Source organism: Paraburkholderia sp. BL9I2N2 (assembly GCF_004339745.1).
Taxonomy (GTDB): Bacteria; Pseudomonadota; Gammaproteobacteria; order Burkholderiales; family Burkholderiaceae; genus Paraburkholderia.
The window spans coordinates 805,617-822,978 of record NZ_SMGP01000001.1 but is presented as its reverse complement, the minus strand read 5'-3'; the positions used below and the strand labels follow the sequence as shown (position 1 = coordinate 822,978).

General features: G+C 62.2%; 16 protein-coding genes and 1 tRNA gene. 7 read left to right on the top strand and 10 right to left on the bottom strand.

Going from position 1 to position 17,362, the window contains the following annotated elements:
* The first annotated feature begins 179 nt into the window (after positions 1-179).
* Positions 180-278 (top strand): TetR/AcrR family transcriptional regulator, encoded by a 99-nt coding sequence (locus tag B0G74_RS46425; RefSeq protein ID WP_243658101.1) that lies wholly within the window; start codon positions 180-182, stop codon positions 276-278.
* Between the two features lie 276 nt (positions 279-554).
* On the opposite strand, the gene B0G74_RS03830 is transcribed toward B0G74_RS46425, so the two are convergent.
* Positions 555-1,433: an alpha/beta hydrolase gene (locus tag B0G74_RS03830; RefSeq protein ID WP_132373715.1), complete on the bottom strand. Its 879-nt coding sequence runs from the start codon at positions 1,431-1,433 to the stop codon at positions 555-557.
* Positions 1,434-1,527: 94 nt separating this feature from the next.
* On the opposite strand from B0G74_RS03830, the gene B0G74_RS03825 reads away from it, so the two are divergent.
* Positions 1,528-2,430, top strand: a complete 903-nt coding sequence (locus B0G74_RS03825) for a LysR family transcriptional regulator (RefSeq protein WP_132373714.1) — start codon at positions 1,528-1,530, stop codon at positions 2,428-2,430.
* A gap of 30 nt (positions 2,431-2,460) precedes the next feature.
* Here B0G74_RS03825 and B0G74_RS03820 read toward each other — a convergent pair whose 3' ends face one another.
* Both B0G74_RS03820 and B0G74_RS03815 read right to left on the bottom strand, forming a co-directional pair.
* Complete coding sequence (locus B0G74_RS03820) at positions 2,461-2,652, bottom strand: hypothetical protein (RefSeq protein WP_132373713.1); 192 nt, start codon at positions 2,650-2,652, stop codon at positions 2,461-2,463.
* Between the two features lie 87 nt (positions 2,653-2,739).
* Positions 2,740-3,648: a LysR family transcriptional regulator gene (locus tag B0G74_RS03815; protein WP_132373712.1), complete on the bottom strand. Its 909-nt coding sequence runs from the start codon at positions 3,646-3,648 to the stop codon at positions 2,740-2,742.
* 142 nt (positions 3,649-3,790) lie between these two features.
* Here B0G74_RS03815 and B0G74_RS03810 point away from each other — a divergent pair, with 142 nt between their 5' ends.
* The 3 genes from B0G74_RS03810 (at position 3,791) to B0G74_RS03800 (ending at position 8,346) form a co-directional block, all read left to right on the top strand.
* Positions 3,791-5,911, top strand: a complete 2,121-nt coding sequence (locus tag B0G74_RS03810) for a 3-hydroxyacyl-CoA dehydrogenase NAD-binding domain-containing protein (RefSeq protein WP_132373711.1) — start codon at positions 3,791-3,793, stop codon at positions 5,909-5,911.
* A gap of 83 nt (positions 5,912-5,994) precedes the next feature.
* Entirely contained in the window at positions 5,995-7,203 is a 1,209-nt protein-coding gene (locus B0G74_RS03805; protein WP_132373710.1) for an acyl-CoA dehydrogenase family protein, read from the top strand.
* A gap of 12 nt (positions 7,204-7,215) precedes the next feature.
* Entirely contained in the window at positions 7,216-8,346 is a 1,131-nt protein-coding gene (locus tag B0G74_RS03800; protein WP_132373709.1) for an acyl-CoA dehydrogenase, read from the top strand.
* A 444-nt stretch (positions 8,347-8,790) separates the two neighbouring features.
* On the opposite strand, the gene bfr is transcribed toward B0G74_RS03800, so the two are convergent.
* Positions 8,791-9,267: a bacterioferritin gene (bfr, locus tag B0G74_RS03795; RefSeq protein WP_132373708.1), complete on the bottom strand. Its 477-nt coding sequence runs from the start codon at positions 9,265-9,267 to the stop codon at positions 8,791-8,793.
* Between the two features lie 510 nt (positions 9,268-9,777).
* Between bfr and B0G74_RS03790 the strand changes: the two genes are divergently transcribed.
* Positions 9,778-11,583, top strand: coding sequence for a cytochrome P450 (locus B0G74_RS03790; protein WP_132373707.1), 1,806 nt, complete (start codon positions 9,778-9,780; stop codon positions 11,581-11,583).
* 72 nt (positions 11,584-11,655) lie between these two features.
* Here the strand turns inward: B0G74_RS03790 and B0G74_RS03785 are convergent, their stop codons facing one another.
* The 4 genes from B0G74_RS03785 to B0G74_RS03770 are packed head-to-tail and all read right to left on the bottom strand — an operon-like array spanning position 11,656 to position 15,150.
* The gene (locus B0G74_RS03785) at positions 11,656-12,948 is read right to left on the bottom strand and encodes an FAD-binding oxidoreductase (RefSeq protein ID WP_132373706.1); all 1,293 of its coding nucleotides are present in this window, start codon (positions 12,946-12,948) and stop codon (positions 11,656-11,658) included.
* An 8-nt stretch (positions 12,949-12,956) separates the two neighbouring features.
* The gene (locus B0G74_RS03780) at positions 12,957-13,703 is read right to left on the bottom strand and encodes an amino acid ABC transporter ATP-binding protein (protein WP_132373705.1); all 747 of its coding nucleotides are present in this window, start codon (positions 13,701-13,703) and stop codon (positions 12,957-12,959) included.
* Positions 13,700-14,356 carry an amino acid ABC transporter permease gene (locus B0G74_RS03775; RefSeq protein WP_132373704.1) on the bottom strand — a complete coding sequence of 219 codons (657 nt, stop codon included), beginning with the start codon at positions 14,354-14,356 and terminating at the stop codon, positions 13,700-13,702. The genes B0G74_RS03780 and B0G74_RS03775 overlap by 4 nt, the downstream gene beginning before the upstream one ends.
* A gap of 29 nt (positions 14,357-14,385) precedes the next feature.
* Positions 14,386-15,150: an ABC transporter substrate-binding protein gene (locus tag B0G74_RS03770; RefSeq protein WP_132373703.1), complete on the bottom strand. Its 765-nt coding sequence runs from the start codon at positions 15,148-15,150 to the stop codon at positions 14,386-14,388.
* A gap of 154 nt (positions 15,151-15,304) precedes the next feature.
* Between B0G74_RS03770 and B0G74_RS03765 the strand changes: the two genes are divergently transcribed.
* Positions 15,305-16,129 (top strand): IclR family transcriptional regulator, encoded by an 825-nt coding sequence (locus B0G74_RS03765; RefSeq protein ID WP_132373702.1) that lies wholly within the window; start codon positions 15,305-15,307, stop codon positions 16,127-16,129.
* A 43-nt stretch (positions 16,130-16,172) separates the two neighbouring features.
* Here B0G74_RS03765 and B0G74_RS03760 read toward each other — a convergent pair whose 3' ends face one another.
* Together B0G74_RS03760 and B0G74_RS03755 are read right to left on the bottom strand one after the other, a co-directional pair.
* Positions 16,173-16,742 (bottom strand): thioesterase family protein, encoded by a 570-nt coding sequence (locus B0G74_RS03760; RefSeq protein WP_132373701.1) that lies wholly within the window; start codon positions 16,740-16,742, stop codon positions 16,173-16,175.
* A gap of 536 nt (positions 16,743-17,278) precedes the next feature.
* Positions 17,279-17,355, bottom strand: a tRNA-Pro gene (locus B0G74_RS03755).
* Positions 17,356-17,362 lie beyond the last annotated feature (7 nt).

The following is a 17,362-nucleotide window of genomic DNA, read 5'->3' as shown; positions in this document are numbered from 1 at the left end:
CATTGAAACAATCTTTGAGCCAGACTCAATTTGCCCTCAATGGCCCGCCGATCCCTTTCGATGAACGTCTCCTCCGTCTCCCGTCGCGTGCCCGTGGAGGCGCACTCCGAACAACGACTCGAGGCGATTCTGGAGGCGCCCCGGCTCGTGTTTTCCGAAGTCGGCTTTGAATCGGCCACATGACGGAGATGGCCGGGCACGTCGGCGTGTCGCAGGCGACGATCTTCACGTACTTCGCCAGCAAGCGCGATCTCTGCGTTCGCGTGCTCGGCAATTGATACGGCGAGATCATCAGTCAGGTTGAAAAACGAATTGCCGCTGATCGCGGGCACGCGCAACGAGTTCGCGTATTTGGTGCGGACGCACCTCTACCGGCTGACCGTCGACGGCACCGGTTTATGCGCGCTCATTCTTTGCGAAGGGCGCGAGAAGCGCAGGAAGCCGCGTTGCGGCAGTTGCGCAACGAAGTCATCGGGGCGGTGAAGCGGTTCGAGGCGGCGGGTTGGAAGTGAGCGGGCGGCGCTTACGGGTCGACATGATGAATGCACGAGCGGCTAGGACTGCAGAAACGGAAGGACGCGTTCGAGCAGCAACTCGGGCGCTTCCTCGGGAATGTAGTGACCGCACGGCAGCGCTGCGCCGCTCACATGGCCAGCCCATTGCCGCCATTCGGCGAGCGGCTCGAAGCATTGCTCGATCACGCCTTGCGCGCCCCACAGAGCCAGGAATTCGCATTCGATCTTCCGCCCTTCAGCGAGCGACGCGCGGTCATGATCGAGGTCGATTGTGATGCTCGCGCGGTAGTCCTCGCAGATGCCATGTGCGGTGCCGGGGTCGCTCAGACAGCGCAGATACTCGGCGTAGGCCGCGTCGGTGAACGGCGCGAGGCCGGCGCTGCGCGCGCCGATGGTCTGCTTCAGATAGAGATCGGGGTCCGCGCGAATCAGCGTCTCGGGAAACGGCGCGGGACGCACGAGAAAGAACCAGTGCCAGTAAGCGCGCGCGAAGTCGAACGAGGTTTGTTCGTACATCGCGAGTGTCGGCGCGACGTCGAGCGTCACGAGTCGCGTTACCGTCTGCGGATGATCGAGCGCCATGCGAGCGGCCACGCGCCCTCCGCGATCGTGCCCGATCACGGCGAAACGGTCGAAACCTTGCGCGCGCATCAGCGCGACCTGATCGGCGGCCATGCGGCGCTTCGAATAGTTGCCGTGATCGTGCGTGCCCTGCGGTTTGCCGCTGTCGCCGTAGCCGCGCAAATCCGCGGCGATCACCGTGAAGTGCTGCGCCAGCGTCGGCGCGACCTTGTGCCAGATCGCGTGGGTCTGCGGATGACCATGCAACAGCAGCAAAGCCGGCCCGTTGCCGCCGCGAATCGCGTTGATGTGGATGCCGTCGACCTCCGCCGACGCGTCTGTGAAATCTGCAAACATCGTTGCCTCCCATGTTTGGATGAAGTCTAATTGATGCCTGCCGCGATATGGTTTCGCCTAAGGCAATCCGGAATTAACTTTTTGGAACGAATCAATGGACGGCTTTTCCGACCTGAATCTGTTCGCGCTGGTGGCTCGCCACCGCAACCTCGCCGCGGCCGCGCGCGAACTCGGCGTCACGCCGCCGTCCATCAGCAAGCGGCTCGCGCAGATCGAACAGCGCCTCGGCGTGCGGCTCGTGAACCGCACCACGCGGCGCGTGAGTCTGACGGCGGAGGGTGAGATTTATCTGACGAATGGCTCACGCATCCTCGACGACCTTGTCGAACTCGAACAACTGGTCACGCAAAGCCGCGCCGAGCCGGCCGGTCTATTGCGCGTGAATGCGTCGTTCGGCTTCGGACGCGCGCATATCGCCCCGGCGATTTCGCGTTTCAGCGAGCGTTTCCCGTCGATGAAGGTTCAATTGCATCTGACGGACCGGCCGATCAGCTTGCAGGAAGAAGGCTTCGATCTCGGGATTCGTTTCGGCGAAGTGCCGGATGCGCGCATCAACGCGCGCTTGCTGCTGAAGAATCAGCGTGTCGTGTGCGCGTCGCCGGTTTATGTGAAACGGCACGGCGCACCGCTGATGCCGCACGATCTCACGCGCCATGCCTGCCTCGTCTTACGCGAAAACGAATCGGCTTACGGCACGTGGCATCTGTCGCGCGGCAAGAAATCAGAGACGGTGAAGGTGGACGGTCCGTTGAGCAGCAACGACGGCAGCGCGGTGCTGAAGTGGGCGCTCGACGGCCGCGGCGTCGCCGTGCGTTCGGCGTGGGAAATCGCCGGACACCTACAGCGCGGCGAACTGGTGCCGCTCTTGACCGAGTGGACGCTGCCGAACGCGGATGTTCACGCCATCTATCTGGAGCGGCACCGTCTGTCGGCCAAACTGAGAACGTTTATCGACTTTCTCGGTGACGAGTTGCGCGAGAGTGTTCAGGCGATCTAGCGTGACGTGGCTTGAAATGACACGTTCGACTCACCCTGCCCGTTTGCTCCGCTGTTGCGCCCGGTTGGCACGCCACCGCAAGAAAACGCTGACGAGCGCGGCAAAGGCGGCGGTCGCCGCATAACCCGCGAGGCGAATCGCGTCTTCACTCGGCAAGCGGGAGATCAACAGAACGACTACGGTGAGTGCCAGCACGGCTAGAAGTCCGATGACCCATTTCATCTCTTGTCTCCGCGACCACGGTTGTGAAGTGAAGCGCCGCTGTTTTGCGTAGCATACCTGCGCGAAACACAAGATGAACGTCGTCGTTTACGTGGGCAAACCTCTGCCCGTGCCGTGCGCCAGCTGCAAAATGAAATCGATGAATGTCGACGCTGCGCGCGTGTGATGCCGGTTCGGCATATACAGCATGTACATATGCGTGCCGAAGATGCTCAAGCGCCATTCATCGAGCGCGGTCACCACGTCGCCGCGGCGCAGATCGTCCTGCACCACATAGTCCGGCACGAGGCCCACGCCGAGGCCGGCGAGCACCGCCTGGCGCAAGAACAGAAAGTTCTCGGAGATAAGGCTCGGCTCCAGCAGCACTTCATGCCGTTCGTCGCGCAAATAAGCGGCCACGCGCAACTGCCTGCCGACCACCGCCGCCGTAATCAGCGGCGCCGTGCCGAGGTCGTCGAGGCGCTGCGGCATGCCATGCCGTTCCGCAAAGTCCGGCGACGCGCACGCCACATACCGCACCGGCCCCATGTCGCGCGCGACGAGGTTTTGCGGCGGCTCGGACATGACGCGCACGGCGATATCGACTTCATCGCGCATCAGGTCTTCGACGCGGTTCTCGAACATCACATCCAGCACGATGCCCGGAAACAGCCGTTTGAACGCGATCAACCAGTCCGACATGACGAGTTGCCCGTAACCGCTCGGCACGCTCAGCCGCACGCGCCCTTGCAGGCTTTGCCCGAGCGTGGTGACGGATTCACGCGCGGCAAGCAGCGCGTTCTGGATCGTGCGGCCATGCTCGTAGAGCTGCAGGCCGATTTCGGTCGGCTCGACGCGGCGCGTGGTGCGCCTCACCAGTTGCAGCCCGATGGAGCGCTCCAGCTGGTTCAGGTGGTAGCTCACGTTCGCGCGGCTCATTTTCAGCCGGCGTGCGGCTTCGCTGAGATTGCCCGCGTCGAGAATGTCCACCAGCAAGGTCAGGGAATTGACGTCCATGGCGGCACCTTTGTCAAAGAAATTTTGACAGTCTGTCAACCGTCCATGTAATTGTCAATAAACCTTGACCGACCCACAATCGGAACATTCGCCAGACCCGGCATGCTTCGCCACGCAGCCGATCACAATCAGGAGACGACACATGACCCCCACCCCTTCGGCCGATGTTGTGACGCGCGAATTGCGCGGCAAGGTGCTGCTCGTAACGATCGACCACGCGCCGGTGAACGCGCTTTCAGCCGACGTGCGGCGCGGCCTGCTCGCCGCCGTCGAGGCCGCGGACGCCGACAAGGCCGTGGAAGCCGTGCTGATCGTCGGCGCGGGACGCAATTTCATCGCCGGCGCGGACATTCGCGAGTTCGGCAAGCCGCCGGTGCCGCCCTCGTTGCCGGACGTGTGCAATCGCATTGAAGCGTGCACGAAGCCGGTGGTCGCCGCGATTCACGGCGCGGCGCTCGGCGGCGGCCTGGAAGTAGCGCTCGCGGCACATTACCGGATTGCCGTCGACGGCGCGAAGCTCGGCTTGCCCGAAGTGCAACTCGGCCTGTTGCCGGGCGCGGGCGGCACGCAGCGCACGCCGCGTTTGATCGGCGCGCAGGCCGCGCTCGATCTGATCCTGAGCGGCCGTCACGCTGGCGCGAAGGAAGCGCTGTCGCTCGGTCTGATCGACCGCGTCGGCAGCAGCGACGACATCCTCGCCGAAGGTCTCGCCTACGTGCACGAGTTGCTGGCCGCCCACGCGCCGGCGCGCCGCACACGTGACGCCGCGGCACTCGGCGATCACGCCGCGAGCCTCGCCGCCGTCGCCACGGCGCGTGCGGAAACCGCGAAGAAATCGCGCGGCCTGTTCTCGCCGCTGAAAATCGTCGACGCCGTCGAGGCCGCCATCGAACAGCCTTTCGACGAAGGTCTGCGGCTCGAACGCAAGCTGTTCCTCGAATGCATCGACAGCCCGCAGCGCGCCGGCCTGATTCACGCGTTTTTTGCCGAGCGCGAAGTGCTCAAGGCGCCGGAAACGCGCGACGCCAAACCACGCGCGCTGAACACGATCGGCGTGGTGGGCGGCGGCACGATGGGCGCGGGCATCGCCGTGGCGGCGCTCGACGCCGGCCTGCCGGTGACGATGATCGAACGCGACGACGTGTCGCTCGCGCGTGGCCGCGCGCACATCGAGAAAGTCTATGACGGGCTGATCGCCAAAGTCCGCATGAGCGCGGAGAAGAAGGCCGCGCTCATGGCGCGCTGGAGCGGCAGCACGTCGTACGATGCGCTCGCCGGCGCCGACCTCGTAATCGAAGCCGTGTTCGAAGACCTCGCGGTCAAACAGGCCGTGTTCGCCGAACTCGATCGCGTCTGCAAAGCGGGCGCGGTGCTCGCGACCAACACGTCGTATCTCGACATCGACGCGATTGCGGCGAGCATTTCGCGTCCCGCCGATGTGATCGGCCTGCACTTCTTCTCGCCCGCCAACATCATGAAGCTGCTGGAAGTGGTGGTGCCGAAACAGGTCAGCGCCGACGTGGTCGCCACCGCGTTCGAGCTGGCCAAGAAGCTGCGCAAGACGCCGGTGCGCGCGGGCGTGTGCGACGGCTTCATCGGCAACCGTGTGCTGGCCGTGTATCGCAGCGCTGCGGACGCCATGATGGAAGACGGCGCCTCGCCCTATCAGATCGACGCGGCCGTGCGCGCCTTCGGTTTTCCGATGGGCCCGTTCCAAGTGGTGGATCTGGCAGGCGGCGACATCGGCTGGGCGGCACGCAAGCGGCGCGCGGCCACGCGCAATCCCGCGGCACGTTATGTGCAAATCTCCGATCGGTTGTGCGAGCGCGGCTGGTTCGGCCAGAAGACCGGGCGCGGGTTCTATCTGTATCCCGAAGGATCGCGCAGCGGCACGCCCGATCCGGAAGTCGAGTCGATCATCGACGCCGAGCGCGCACGCGCCGGAATCACGCCGCGCAGCTTCACCGATGAAGAGATCATGCGCCGCTACATGGCCGCGATGATCAACGAGGGCGCCAACGTCGTGCATGAGCGCATCGCGCTGCGGCCGTTGGACGTCGACGTGACGTTCCTGTACGGCTACGGCTTTCCGCGCTATCGCGGCGGTCCGATGAAGTACGCGGACATGGTCGGCCTGCCGAAAATCCTCGCCGACATCCGTGAGTTCGCCAAGGAAGATCCGCTCTTCTGGCAGCCTTCGCCGCTGCTCGTCGAACTGGTGGAACGCGGCGCCGATTTCGCGAGCCTGAACCAGAGCGTCTGAAACGGCGCATCATCATCGACGTGCATCATGATGACCGGCCGCCCCGCGCGCCGGTCGCTCTACCCTATCCGGACGAACCCGCCATGGATCTGAATTTCACTCCCGAGGAAGAAGCCTTCCGCGCCGACGTGCAGGCCTTTCTGCGTGACAAACTCCCGCAGCGTCTCGCCGACAAGGTGCACGGCGGGCGCCGTCTCACGCGCGACGACATGGCCGAGTGGCACGCGATTCTCAACGCGCAAGGCTGGCTCGCCAATCACTGGCCAAAAGAGTACGGCGGCCCGGGTTGGAACTCGGTGCAGAAATTCATCTTCGAAAACGAATGCGCGCTGGCCGGCGCGCCGCGCGTGGTGCCGTTCGGCGTCAACATGCTCGGCCCGGTGCTGATCAAATACGGCAGCGAAGCGCAAAAGCGCCATTGGCTGCCGCGTATTCTCGATGGCTCTGACTGGTGGTGCCAAGGCTATTCGGAACCGGGCGCCGGCTCGGATCTCGCCTCGGTCAAAACCACCGCCGTGCGCGGCATGGATGCGCAAGGCGAGCACTACATCGTCAATGGACAGAAGACGTGGACCACGCTCGGCCACTTCGCGAACATGATCTTCTGCCTCGTGCGCAGCGCCACGGACGTGCGCAAGCAGGAAGGCATCAGCTTCCTGCTGATCGACATGAAGACGCCGGGTGTCGAAGTGCGCCCGATCATCACGCTCGACGGCGAGCACGAAGTCAATGAAGTGTTCTTCACCGACGTGCGCGTGCCGGTCGAGAACCTGGTCGGTGAAGAGAACAAGGGCTGGACCTACGCCAAGTATCTGCTCACGTATGAGCGCACCAATATCGCGGGCGTCGGCTTCTCGGTGGCCGCGTTCAACCGCCTGCGCAAGATCGCCGCGAAACAGCGGCGCAACGGCCGGCCGCTCGCGGAAGATCCCGCGTTCGCGGCGCGCATGGCGCGTGTCGAGATCGATCTGGAGAACATGAAGACCACCAACCTGCGCGTGATCGCGGCGGTGGCGGGCGGCGGCGTGCCCGGTGCCGAGAGTTCGATGCTGAAGATTCGCGGCACCGAGATCCGTCAGGAAATCTCGTCGCTCACGCGTCGCGCGATGGGTCCGTACGCGCAGCCGTTCGTCGAGGAAGCCTTGCACGACGGCTTCGAAGGCGCGCCAGTCGGCCCCGACGAAGCGGCGAGCGCCGCCTCGCTGTACTTCAACAATCGCAAGCTGTCGATCTTCGGCGGTTCGAACGAAATCCAGAAGAACATCATTTCCAAAATGATCCTTGGACTGTAAGAGGCGCACGTCATGAATTTCCAGCACACCGAAGACCGCCGCATGCTGGCGGATACGCTCAACCGTTTTGTCAGCGAGCAATACGGCTTCGCGACGCGCGACCGGGTCGCGCAATCGGCGGAAGGTTTCAGCCGCGAGTTGTGGAGCCGCTTTGCGGAGCTCGGCACTATCGGCGCACTGTTCGATGAAGCGGACGGCGGTTACGGTGGTGGCGGCTTCGATATCGCCGTGGTGTTCGAGAGCCTCGGACGCGGGCTCGTGGTCGAACCGTTTCTCGATACGCTGATTGTCGGCCGCGCCGTTACGCGGAGCGGCAGCGAGGCGCAAAAGGCCGCGCTTGAGGAATTGATCGACGGCTCGCGCATCGTCGCACTCGCGCACGGCGAGCCGGACAGTCACTATGAACTGTCCCGCGTGACGACGCGCGCGCAGCGCAGCGGCGATACGTGGCAACTGAATGGCGCGAAAGCGGTGGTTCAGCACGGCGAGCACGCTTCGCTCTTTCTGGTCTCGGCGCGCACGAGTGGTGACGACGATAGCGAAGCAGGCGTGACGCTCTTTCTCGTGCCGCGCGAGGCGGCCGGTGTCAGCGTGCGCGGCTATCGCAAGATCGACGGCGGACGCGCGGCCGAAGTGACATTCGACAACGTCACGCTCGGCGGCGACGCGTTGCTCGGCACGGCGGACGCGGGCTTCGCGACGCTCGAATACGCGATTGGCTGCGGCGTATTGGCTCTGTGTTCCGAAGCCGTCGGCGCGATGGATGTCGCCAAGGACTACACGCTCGACTATCTGCGCACGCGCAAGCAGTTCGGCGTGCCGATCGGCAGCTTCCAGGCGTTGCAGCATCGCATGGCCGATCTGTTGCTGGAGATCGAGCAGGCGCGCTCGGCGGTGATCAACGCGGCGGCGGCGCTCGGCGCCGAACGCAAGGTGCGGGAGCGCGCCGTGTCGGCGGCCAAGTACAGCATCGGGCGGATCGGCGCGCTAGTGGCGGAGGAATGCATTCAGCTGCATGGCGGGATCGGCATGACGTGGGAACTGCCGCTCGCCCATTACGCGAAGCGCCTCGTGATGATCGATCATCAGCTCGGCGACGAGGACCATCATCTCGAGCGGTTCGTCGCGCTGAGCCGCGAATGAGCGGGAGGCGCGAGGTAGTGAAACGCCATCAATGAATCGGGTAGATGTTTGCTGGAGTATGGTGATCGCGTCGGCCTGTTTCGTTGCAACCAGGCCTGCGACCGTCCGTGATGATCACGGGTACAGGGCGCGCACGCTCTGTTGCGCGTCGAGTCGGACGGTAGACATCGAACAACCCCTTTTGTATCGAACGTCTTACATACCAAGCATTCGCATCTAAAACTCGATCGGCTTCTTCCCGCCACGAAATGGGGCGCATGGAGTGTCTACAGCGTTGACGGCGGCCCGAGAAGGCCGCGTTTGATGATTCTCAGGCGATCGCAGAAACGGAAGTAACAACACGCAAACCTGGCCTATGCCGCCGGGCGCCCAATAATGGGCGCCTCACGCTCGGGCTAGCGCGCTGGCGTTCAGGTCATCGGTAGGCCGCTTGCTAAAGCGCACTCACTCCGGCGAATCCATTCCTGACTGCAGATAGTTCTGGATGCCGACCTTGTCGATCAACTCCAGATTGGTCTCGAGCCAATCGATATGTTCTTCGGTGTCGTCGAGGATATGGGTCAGTATCTCGCGCGAGATGAAGTCGCGAACCGATTCGCAATAAACGATAGCCTCCTTGCAGGTGGCCTGCGACATCTGTTCCAGCTTCAGATCGCACTCCATGATCTCTTTGGTTTCTTCGCCGATCAGCAGTTTGTGGAGGTCTTGCAGATTAGGCAGGCCGTTCAGCATGAAGATGCGCTCGATCAGCAGATCGGCGTGCTTCATCTCGCCGATAGATTCGTCATATTCATGCTTGCCGAGCTTGTCGAGCCCCCAGTGGCCGTACATGCGCGCGTGCAGGAAATACTGATTGATCGCGGTGAGTTCGTTTTTCAGTTGCGAGTTCAGGTATTCCAGGACCTTTGGGTCGCCTTGCATATTACCTCCCTGTTTCGTGTGCGCAGACCCCGGTACCGGCGAAGGACGATTGGTCGGGCAGGTTCTTCGGTGGCGTTGCACCAACACGGAACCGGCCTCACGTCATATGTTTTCTGCCGTCTATCCCAGCATAGCGCATCGAAACGGCAAGGCAAAAAATGAGAATCGTTATCAACGACCTAGGTAAAGGTTACGTCAGCGCTGAGAACGCGCCGCCGGCTTGCGTCCGCAAGCGGCATGCCACCTGGGGCGCTGGCTTTAACAACAGCGACAGCAGTTGAGATTCGCGCACTGCGGAACCGACGCGCCGGCATCGTTCTAGTTCGTACCGACCAGCCCAAATGAAAAGGCGGCACGACACTAGATAGCGTGCTTGGCTCCATTCGACAAATGACTAGTATGGTTTGGTGACCAATCGCCTCCGACGCCGTGGCGCACAACATGGATTGCGACTTACCTGTTGCTTAGGCGGCGGATGAAACGATGCCTGGCTGACGAAGGAGCGACAAAATGAACGCGAGTCTTCAGGCGATGCGAGCGCGCTCTCCAGACACGGTCGTGATTGCTCGCACGAAAGAACTCGAAGACAGTCGCGTCAAGGCGGTGAACATCGACGGAATCGATTTGATCGTACTCAGGCACGCCAACGCCATTTCGATTTTTCAGGGTCGCTGTCCGCATGAAGGCACCCTCCTTTCCGAAGGAACGATAAAAGACGGCCTTTTAACTTGCCGGGCGCACGATTGGCAGTTCAATTGCTCGTCAGGCTGCAAACAAGGACTGGGTGTATCGAATCTGAAGAGATTCGAAGCGATCGTCGAAGACGGCGACGTGAAAGTCGATCGCAATGAGGTGCGCGCATGGAATGCAAAGCGCTCTGCCCCAGACCATAAGACGCCGCTCCGCGCTTCTCCCGTCAGATCGCTTTCCCAGCTTCCTGGCCCAAAGCGAATTCCGTTTCGTGGCACTGCATTGCATCTACAACCCGAGAGGCTGCATCTCGTACTCGAACAGTGGTCCCGGGAATTCGGCCCTGTGTACACGTTCAGGTTGATCGGCCGCCCCTTCGTCGCGATCGCCGATCCGATTCTCATCCATCAGGTCTTGCGCGATCGACCCGGCGCTTATCGCCGCTGGAACACGATCGAAACGGTCGCGCGGGAACTGGGTATCAACGGCGTCTTCTCCACGGAAGGCGACGCCTGGCGAAGGCAGCGACAACTCGTCGCAAAGGCGCTGGATCCCCTGCATCTGCGTGCTCTCTTCCCGTCGCTGTGCGAGATGACAAGGCGATTGCTGCAGCGATGGGAGAGCGCGACTCTCGCTCAGCAAGCCATCGATATTCAGAAGGACTTGATGCGTTATACGCTGGACGTCACGACGAATCTTGCCCTTGGATATGACATGGGCACCATCGACGGCCAAGGCAAGGGCGACGTGATCCGGCGGCATCTCGAAGTCATGTTCCCGGCGATCAACCGGCGAATCAATGCGCCCTTCCCCGCTTGGCGTGACACCAGGCGACCGGCCGACAAAGCGCTGGATCGCGCCTTGATCGCCGTTCAGGCGCTCACGAAGGAACTCATCGCCGCCAACCGTGCGCGGCTCGCGCAACGCTCGGCAGCAGACACGATTCCCGCGAACCTGCTCGAGGCACTGCTCATGGCGCAACAGGAGGGAGAGGCGCCGCTGACAGACGACGAAGTGCTGGCCAACGTGTTCACCATCCTGCTAGCCGGGCAGGACACAACGGCGAGCACCATCGCCTGGGTTGCGTATTTCATGGCCTCTCACCCAGAGGTTCAGCGCAAAATGCAGGAAGAAGTCGACGCCGTTATCGCGCCTGCGGCCATGCTCGAAGATTTCGACGCGGGCGACGCCCTCGCCTATCTGAACGCCGTAATCAACGAAACCATGCGGCTCAAATCGGTTACGCCAGTTCTCGCAGTCGAGCCGAATTACGACGTCCAGGTCGGCGACATCGCGATTCCAAAGGGGGCAGTACTGTCGTTATTGACGCGCGAGGCAGGACTGCAGCAAGGCGGCAACTCGGCGGTCGACGTATTCGATCCGGACCGCTGGCTCACTGGCGCGAGCGCCGCCAGTCATCATCGAGCGGGCTTCATGCCGTTCGGCTCAGGACCGCGCCTGTGCCCGGGACGCAGCCTCGCTTTGATGGAAGTGAGATCGGCAGTGGCCATGCTGTGCCGCAACTTCGACCTGTTGCAGGTCAAAGACGCGCCCGAGGTAGAGGAAGTGTTCGCGTTTTCGATGGTGCCGCGAAACCTGCGCGTCGAACTGCGCCGACGGGGCTAGTCGATCCATCAACACAAGTCAGGCTCCCTTCTGTGCGCGCCAATCGTGCCGACGTGAAGCTGAACGGCGCGCTCACGAAAGCGCGTCGAGCAACGCATACCATGCAACTCCCGCGCTGATATAAAACCGCTGCAACGCATGCAACGGTATCGGCTCGATCGAAGTCGGCGGAAACGGCAAGCCTCTCGTCGTCCCGGCGATAAATGCGGCCAGATGCTTTCCCAACGTAGTCGCCATTGCGATGCCACGTCCGTTGTAGCCGAGCGCGATCGTCACGCCTTCCGCAGGCACATGCACGTGCGGCAAGAAGTTGCGCGTAATGGCGATGCGGCCCGCCCAGCGGAATTCGTACTCGGTGCCCTTCAGCTGTGGAAACATCAACTGCGCGGCACGCTCGAGATGCGCCCAATCCCCTGCGTTGCGAGGTTCGCGAAATGGTCCGCGACCGCCCATCAGCAAGCGTCCATCCGCGTCCTTGCGAAAGTACAGCAGCAGGCGCCGCGAATCGGAAGCCACTTCGCCGCCCGGCAGAATCGTTGCGCCGACTTCGCCCCGCAGCGGCTTCGTCGCGACAATGAAGCTGTTGGCCGCGATTACCGATTGCGCAAGACGTGGCCAAAGCCCGTCGGTATAGCCGTTGGTGGCGAGCAGCACCTGTTTCGCTTCGATGACCGGACCATGCGCCGTGCGAATCCGCCATCCGTTCACGCCACGCTCGACACTCGCGGCTCGGGTTCCGCCGTGAATCGCCGCGCCCGCCGCTTGCGCCGCGCGCGCTAGGCCGCGCGCGTAGCTCAGCGGTTGCACGCTGCCCGCGCGCCGATCGACCCAGCCGCCGACGAACGCATCCGTGCCGAGCCGCTCCGATACTTGCGCGCGGTCGAGCAGTTCGACCGGCGCGCCGCGCGATTCCCATTGCCGCGCCCGCGCGTGCAGCGTGCCCAGCAGCTTGTGCGAATGGGTCGGCTGAATCCAGCCCGCGCGCGTAGCATTGCAGCGAATGCCGTGGCGCGCGATCAGATCGAAGACCGTATCCGCGGCGCCGCCCGCCATTTGCACGAGCGCGTGGCCGTCGCGCGGACCGTAACGCCGGATGAGTTCATCGGGATCGTATTTCAGGCCGGGAATGACCTGCCCGCCATTGCGGCCGGACGCTCCCCAACCGGGTTCGTTGGCGTCGATCACGCAGACGCGCACGCCCTGCTCCGCCAGATGCAACGCCGTCGACAAACCAGTATAGCCGGCGCCGACGATCGCCACGTCGACCGTAATCGAATCGTCGAGCGGAAGCGTCTCGATTGCGGGTTCCGCCGTCGCTGCCCAGAGAGACGGGGGCAACGGTTTTGCAACTTCAACCTGACTCATGATGGTATTCAAATCCGATGGGCTTCGGTCAGCGCCGGCATCTTGCCGAGAAACTCGCGCGTGCGCGCATGGCGCGGATGGTCGAACAACTCCCGCGCGCTGCCTTCTTCATGGATCGCACCGTCATGAAGAAAACACACACGGTCGGCCACTTCGCGTGCAAAGGCCATTTCGTGCGTGACGACGATCATCGTCATGCCGTCGTCGGCAAGCTGGCGCATCACACCGAGCACTTCGCCGACCAGTTCCGGATCGAGCGCCGAGGTGGGTTCGTCGAAGAGAATCGCTTTCGGCTCCATGGCCAGCGCGCGTGCAATCGCCACACGCTGCTGCTGACCGCCCGACATTTCCGCGGGATAAGCATTCATCCGATGCGCGAGACCGACCTTGTCGAGCAGATGCCGCGCCCGCTCGCGTGCCTGAGCGCGCACTTCTTTCTTGACGAACACCGGCCCCTCGACCACGTTTTCCAGCGCCGTGCGATGGGGAAACAGATTGAAGCGCTGGAACACCATGCCGACCTGCGCACGCAGTTCGTGAATCTGCTTCGATTTCGCATCGACGACGCAACCTTCGACAGTAATCGCGCCGGCGTCATGCCGCTCCAGTCCGTTGATGCAGCGTAACAGCGTGGATTTGCCCGAGCCCGACGGACCGATCAGACACACGACCTGGCCGCGTTCGACACTCAGACTGACGCCCTTCAGCACGTGCTGATCGTGAAAGCGCTTGTGAATCGAGTCGACCTTGATCATCGTTTTCCCTTCAGTCCGAGGCGGCGTTCGAGCCGCCGCAGTCCATAGACGAGCGGCAGGCTGAGTCCGAGATAAAGCAGCGCGACCAGCGTGAACACCGTCATGTTCTGAAACGTCGACGATGCAATGAGCTGCCCGGCACGCGTCATTTCAGCGACCGTGATCGTCGAGGCGAGCGACGAATCCTTGAGCATCATCACGAGCGTATTGCCGTACGGCGGCAGTGCGATCCTGAACGCCTGCGGCAGCACCACGCGCCGCATGATCATCGCGCCGCGCATGCCGATGGACTGCGCCGCTTCGATCTGCCCGTGATCGATCGCCTGAATGCCCGCGCGGAAGTTCTCCGCCTGATACACCGAGTACGCGATACCGAGCCCGATGAAGCCGGCCTGGAAGGCCGACAACTGCACGCCGAGATCGGGCAGCACGAAGTAGATATAAAAGAGCTGAACGATGATCGGCAGTCCGCGAATCACGTTGATAAACGTGGCGGCCGCGTTCGACACGATGCGGTTGTCGGACACGCGCATCAGCGCGAGCACCAGACCGAGCACGGTGCTCAGAATGAACGAGCAGAAGGTGATCTCGATCGTGACGACCGCGCCTTTCAGCAGGATCGGCAGGAATTCGACGGCGTTCTGGAAGAACATGGCGGGCAGTCCTTATTCTGAAGACGGCGTCATTCCACCTGCCACTTCTTGACGATCTGCGTCAGCGTGCCGTCGGCCTTGATCTTCTTGATGCCGGCGTTCAACTGCTCCAGCGTGGCCGTGTCGCCCTTGCGCACGACGAAACACAATTGACCTTTTACCGACGGCTGATATCCGCTGACGAGGCGCAGTTGCGGATTCGGATTGTGCTGAAGCTGATACGCAATGATCGGATGGTCGCCGAAGCCCGCCTTGATGCGGCCCAACGCGACGTCGCGCATGATGTCGGCGACCGAATCGTAGGTGCGCACTTCCTTGAAGATGCCCTTCTTGTTCAAGGCGTCGACGAAAGCGGTGCCGACCTGCGCGCCGACGATTTCGCCCTTGAGATCGTCCATTGACGTGTACTGGCCTTTGTCGTCGGCGCGTACGATCAGGCCTTCGCCATACGAATAGACCGTGTCGGAGAAATCGACGACCTGCTCGCGCGCCGGCGTCTTCAGCATGGCCGCCGAAATGATGTCGATCTTTTTGGTGGTCAGCGACGGAATCAGCGACGAAAACGTGGTCTGCTCGATCTTCACATCGAAGCCTGCCGCCTTGCCGGTCGCGGTGATCGCATCGACGAGCAGCCCCTGGATCGAATTGCTCTTCACGTCGAGAAAGGTAAAGGGCACCCCGGTGGCCGTCGAGCCGACCTCGTAGGTGGTGGCGGCCGCCGCCCAGGCCGGGGCACCGGCGAGCAGCAATCCTGTTGCAAAGACACTAGCGAAGCGTTTGGCAAACTGGAACATGAGTCTCTCCACGGGGTTGGTGAGGGCCGACGGAAATATCGGTAACCATCGGTTAGTGCATGATATTCGAATCAAAAATATCGACAATCGTAAATTGCGTATCGATATTCGATATGCTAGTCTCGATTACACACCTAAACAATTGGGTAATTCCATGACACGCAAGACGCCCGACGCGCAGCGGCAAGCGCCTCCGGAGCCGGATGAGACGCCGGACGCACTGTTCAATCAGTCGCTGGAGAAGGGAATCGCGGTGCTGCGCGCGTTCAGTGCGCAGCGCAGGTCGATGACGCTGCCGGAAGTCGCGGAGGCGACGTCCATCACCAAGAGTTCTGCGCAGCGCATGATCTACACGCTGGAGAAGCTCGGCTATGTGAGAAAGCATCCGCGTACGAAGCGGTATCAGCTCGCGCCGCGCGTGATGCAAATCGGTTTCAACTATCTTGCGGCCGACACGCTGATCGACGTCGCCAACCCGTTTCTCTCCGAGCTCACCAACGTCACTGGGGAGACGACCAATCTGACCGAGCCGGACGGTGTCGACATGGTCTACGTCGCGCGCTTCGTCTGCATGAAGTTCGTGCCGATTCATATGCCGATCGGCAGCCGTATTCCGATGTACTGCACGGCATCGGGGCGGGCGTATCTCGCTGCGCTGCCGGAAGACGAGTCACGCGCGCTGCTGGTGGCCAGCGATCGTGTAACGCACACGCAGTACACCGTCACGGATCTCGAGGAGATCGGGACGCGTCTCGCGCTTGGGCGGCGCAATGGCTATGCGTCGAACCGCGAGGAGTTGTTCATCGGCGATATGACGATTGCGGCGGCCGTGCTCGACGGAGAGCGCCGGCCTGTCGGTGCGGTTCATGTCGTCGCGCCGACGAGCCGCTGGACGCTCGCGGAAGCGGAAGCGCGGCTGGCGCCGGCGGTGATCGATTGCGCGCGTGGTATCAGCAGTTCGATCAGGACGCTGGTCTGAAATGGCGTTTCGTGCGGGCTCGTGGAACCGCGCAACAGACTGCTTACCGTCGTGTGACGGTCTTCGTCTCCGGGCTCGAAGTAGAAGAGGACGGAAACGCCATCCCGCCTTCGGCCTCGCTCCAGCGCGCGACCCATTCGGGCAGCGCCGGCGAGGGTTGCGTCACGCCGGACAGTTGCAGTAACTCGGCAGTCGTGACGACACCGCCGCTTCGCTTCAGGAAGCGCGCTCGCACGACGGCCAACGCGACTTGCGCATCGTCGCGCATGAACCCTTGCTCGATGAAGATGTGCTTGTCATCCCAACCTATCACACGGGTCCGGACGTCATAACGGTTACCGAGTTCGAGCGAGCGGTGAAAACGCATCGTTTCCAGCGTGGCGACCGGATACCAGCGTTGCGCCTTCAATTGGCGCCACAAGCCGCTGCGCATCATCAGATCGACTCGCGCCAGATCGAGGATCGTGAAATAACGGCCGTTGTTCATGTGGAGCAAGACGTCGAGGTCATTCAACCAGACGCGAAAAGGCGTGACGCACGTATCGAGCACATGCAGCCGGCTGCGGCGCCGGCTGGTGAGTATCAGAAGCAACAAACGAAGTAGCAGACTCATGCGGAAACCTGGTGGTAGCGACGCGCCGGACGCGGCGGCGAAACGTGCATGGTAGTCGCGTGGAGATGATCCGGGATTGAGGTGACGGGCAAATCCGTAGAGCGCTTGCTCGAAAACGAGTGACGTGGTCGATATTGGCAGGACTGTGCCGTCGAGGTTTAAATATTATTATGGATTCTTAAGCGCTTTTTTTCGAGGCGCATACATGTCCGGAAAAACGTGCGGAGAATCACGCCGCCGTTTGCTTCGCATTCGTTCTTGCACTGTCCGCCGCTGTCGAAAACAGTACGCGATCTTCGAGAATTGATAGGCGCTCGAGGTATTGATCGGGTTGTGTAACCCGCCTTGCCGCCGAAGTTGGGTTGCCTTGAGCACGTGCCCAGCGCGGGGAGCGTCGGCGAATAGTTGAACGGACTGACCGAATAGCCACCCGTTATCGGCGACAGATTGAGGCGGACGATCCAGTAACCAGATGGTAATCAACGGCAGAATAGAAAAAGGCCTTACAAGCATTGCTTGTAAGGCCTTGATTTCTTTGGTCGGGGCGAGAGGATTTGAACCTCCGACCACCTGCACCCCATGCAGGTACGCTACCAGGCTGCGCTACGCCCCGAACAGCA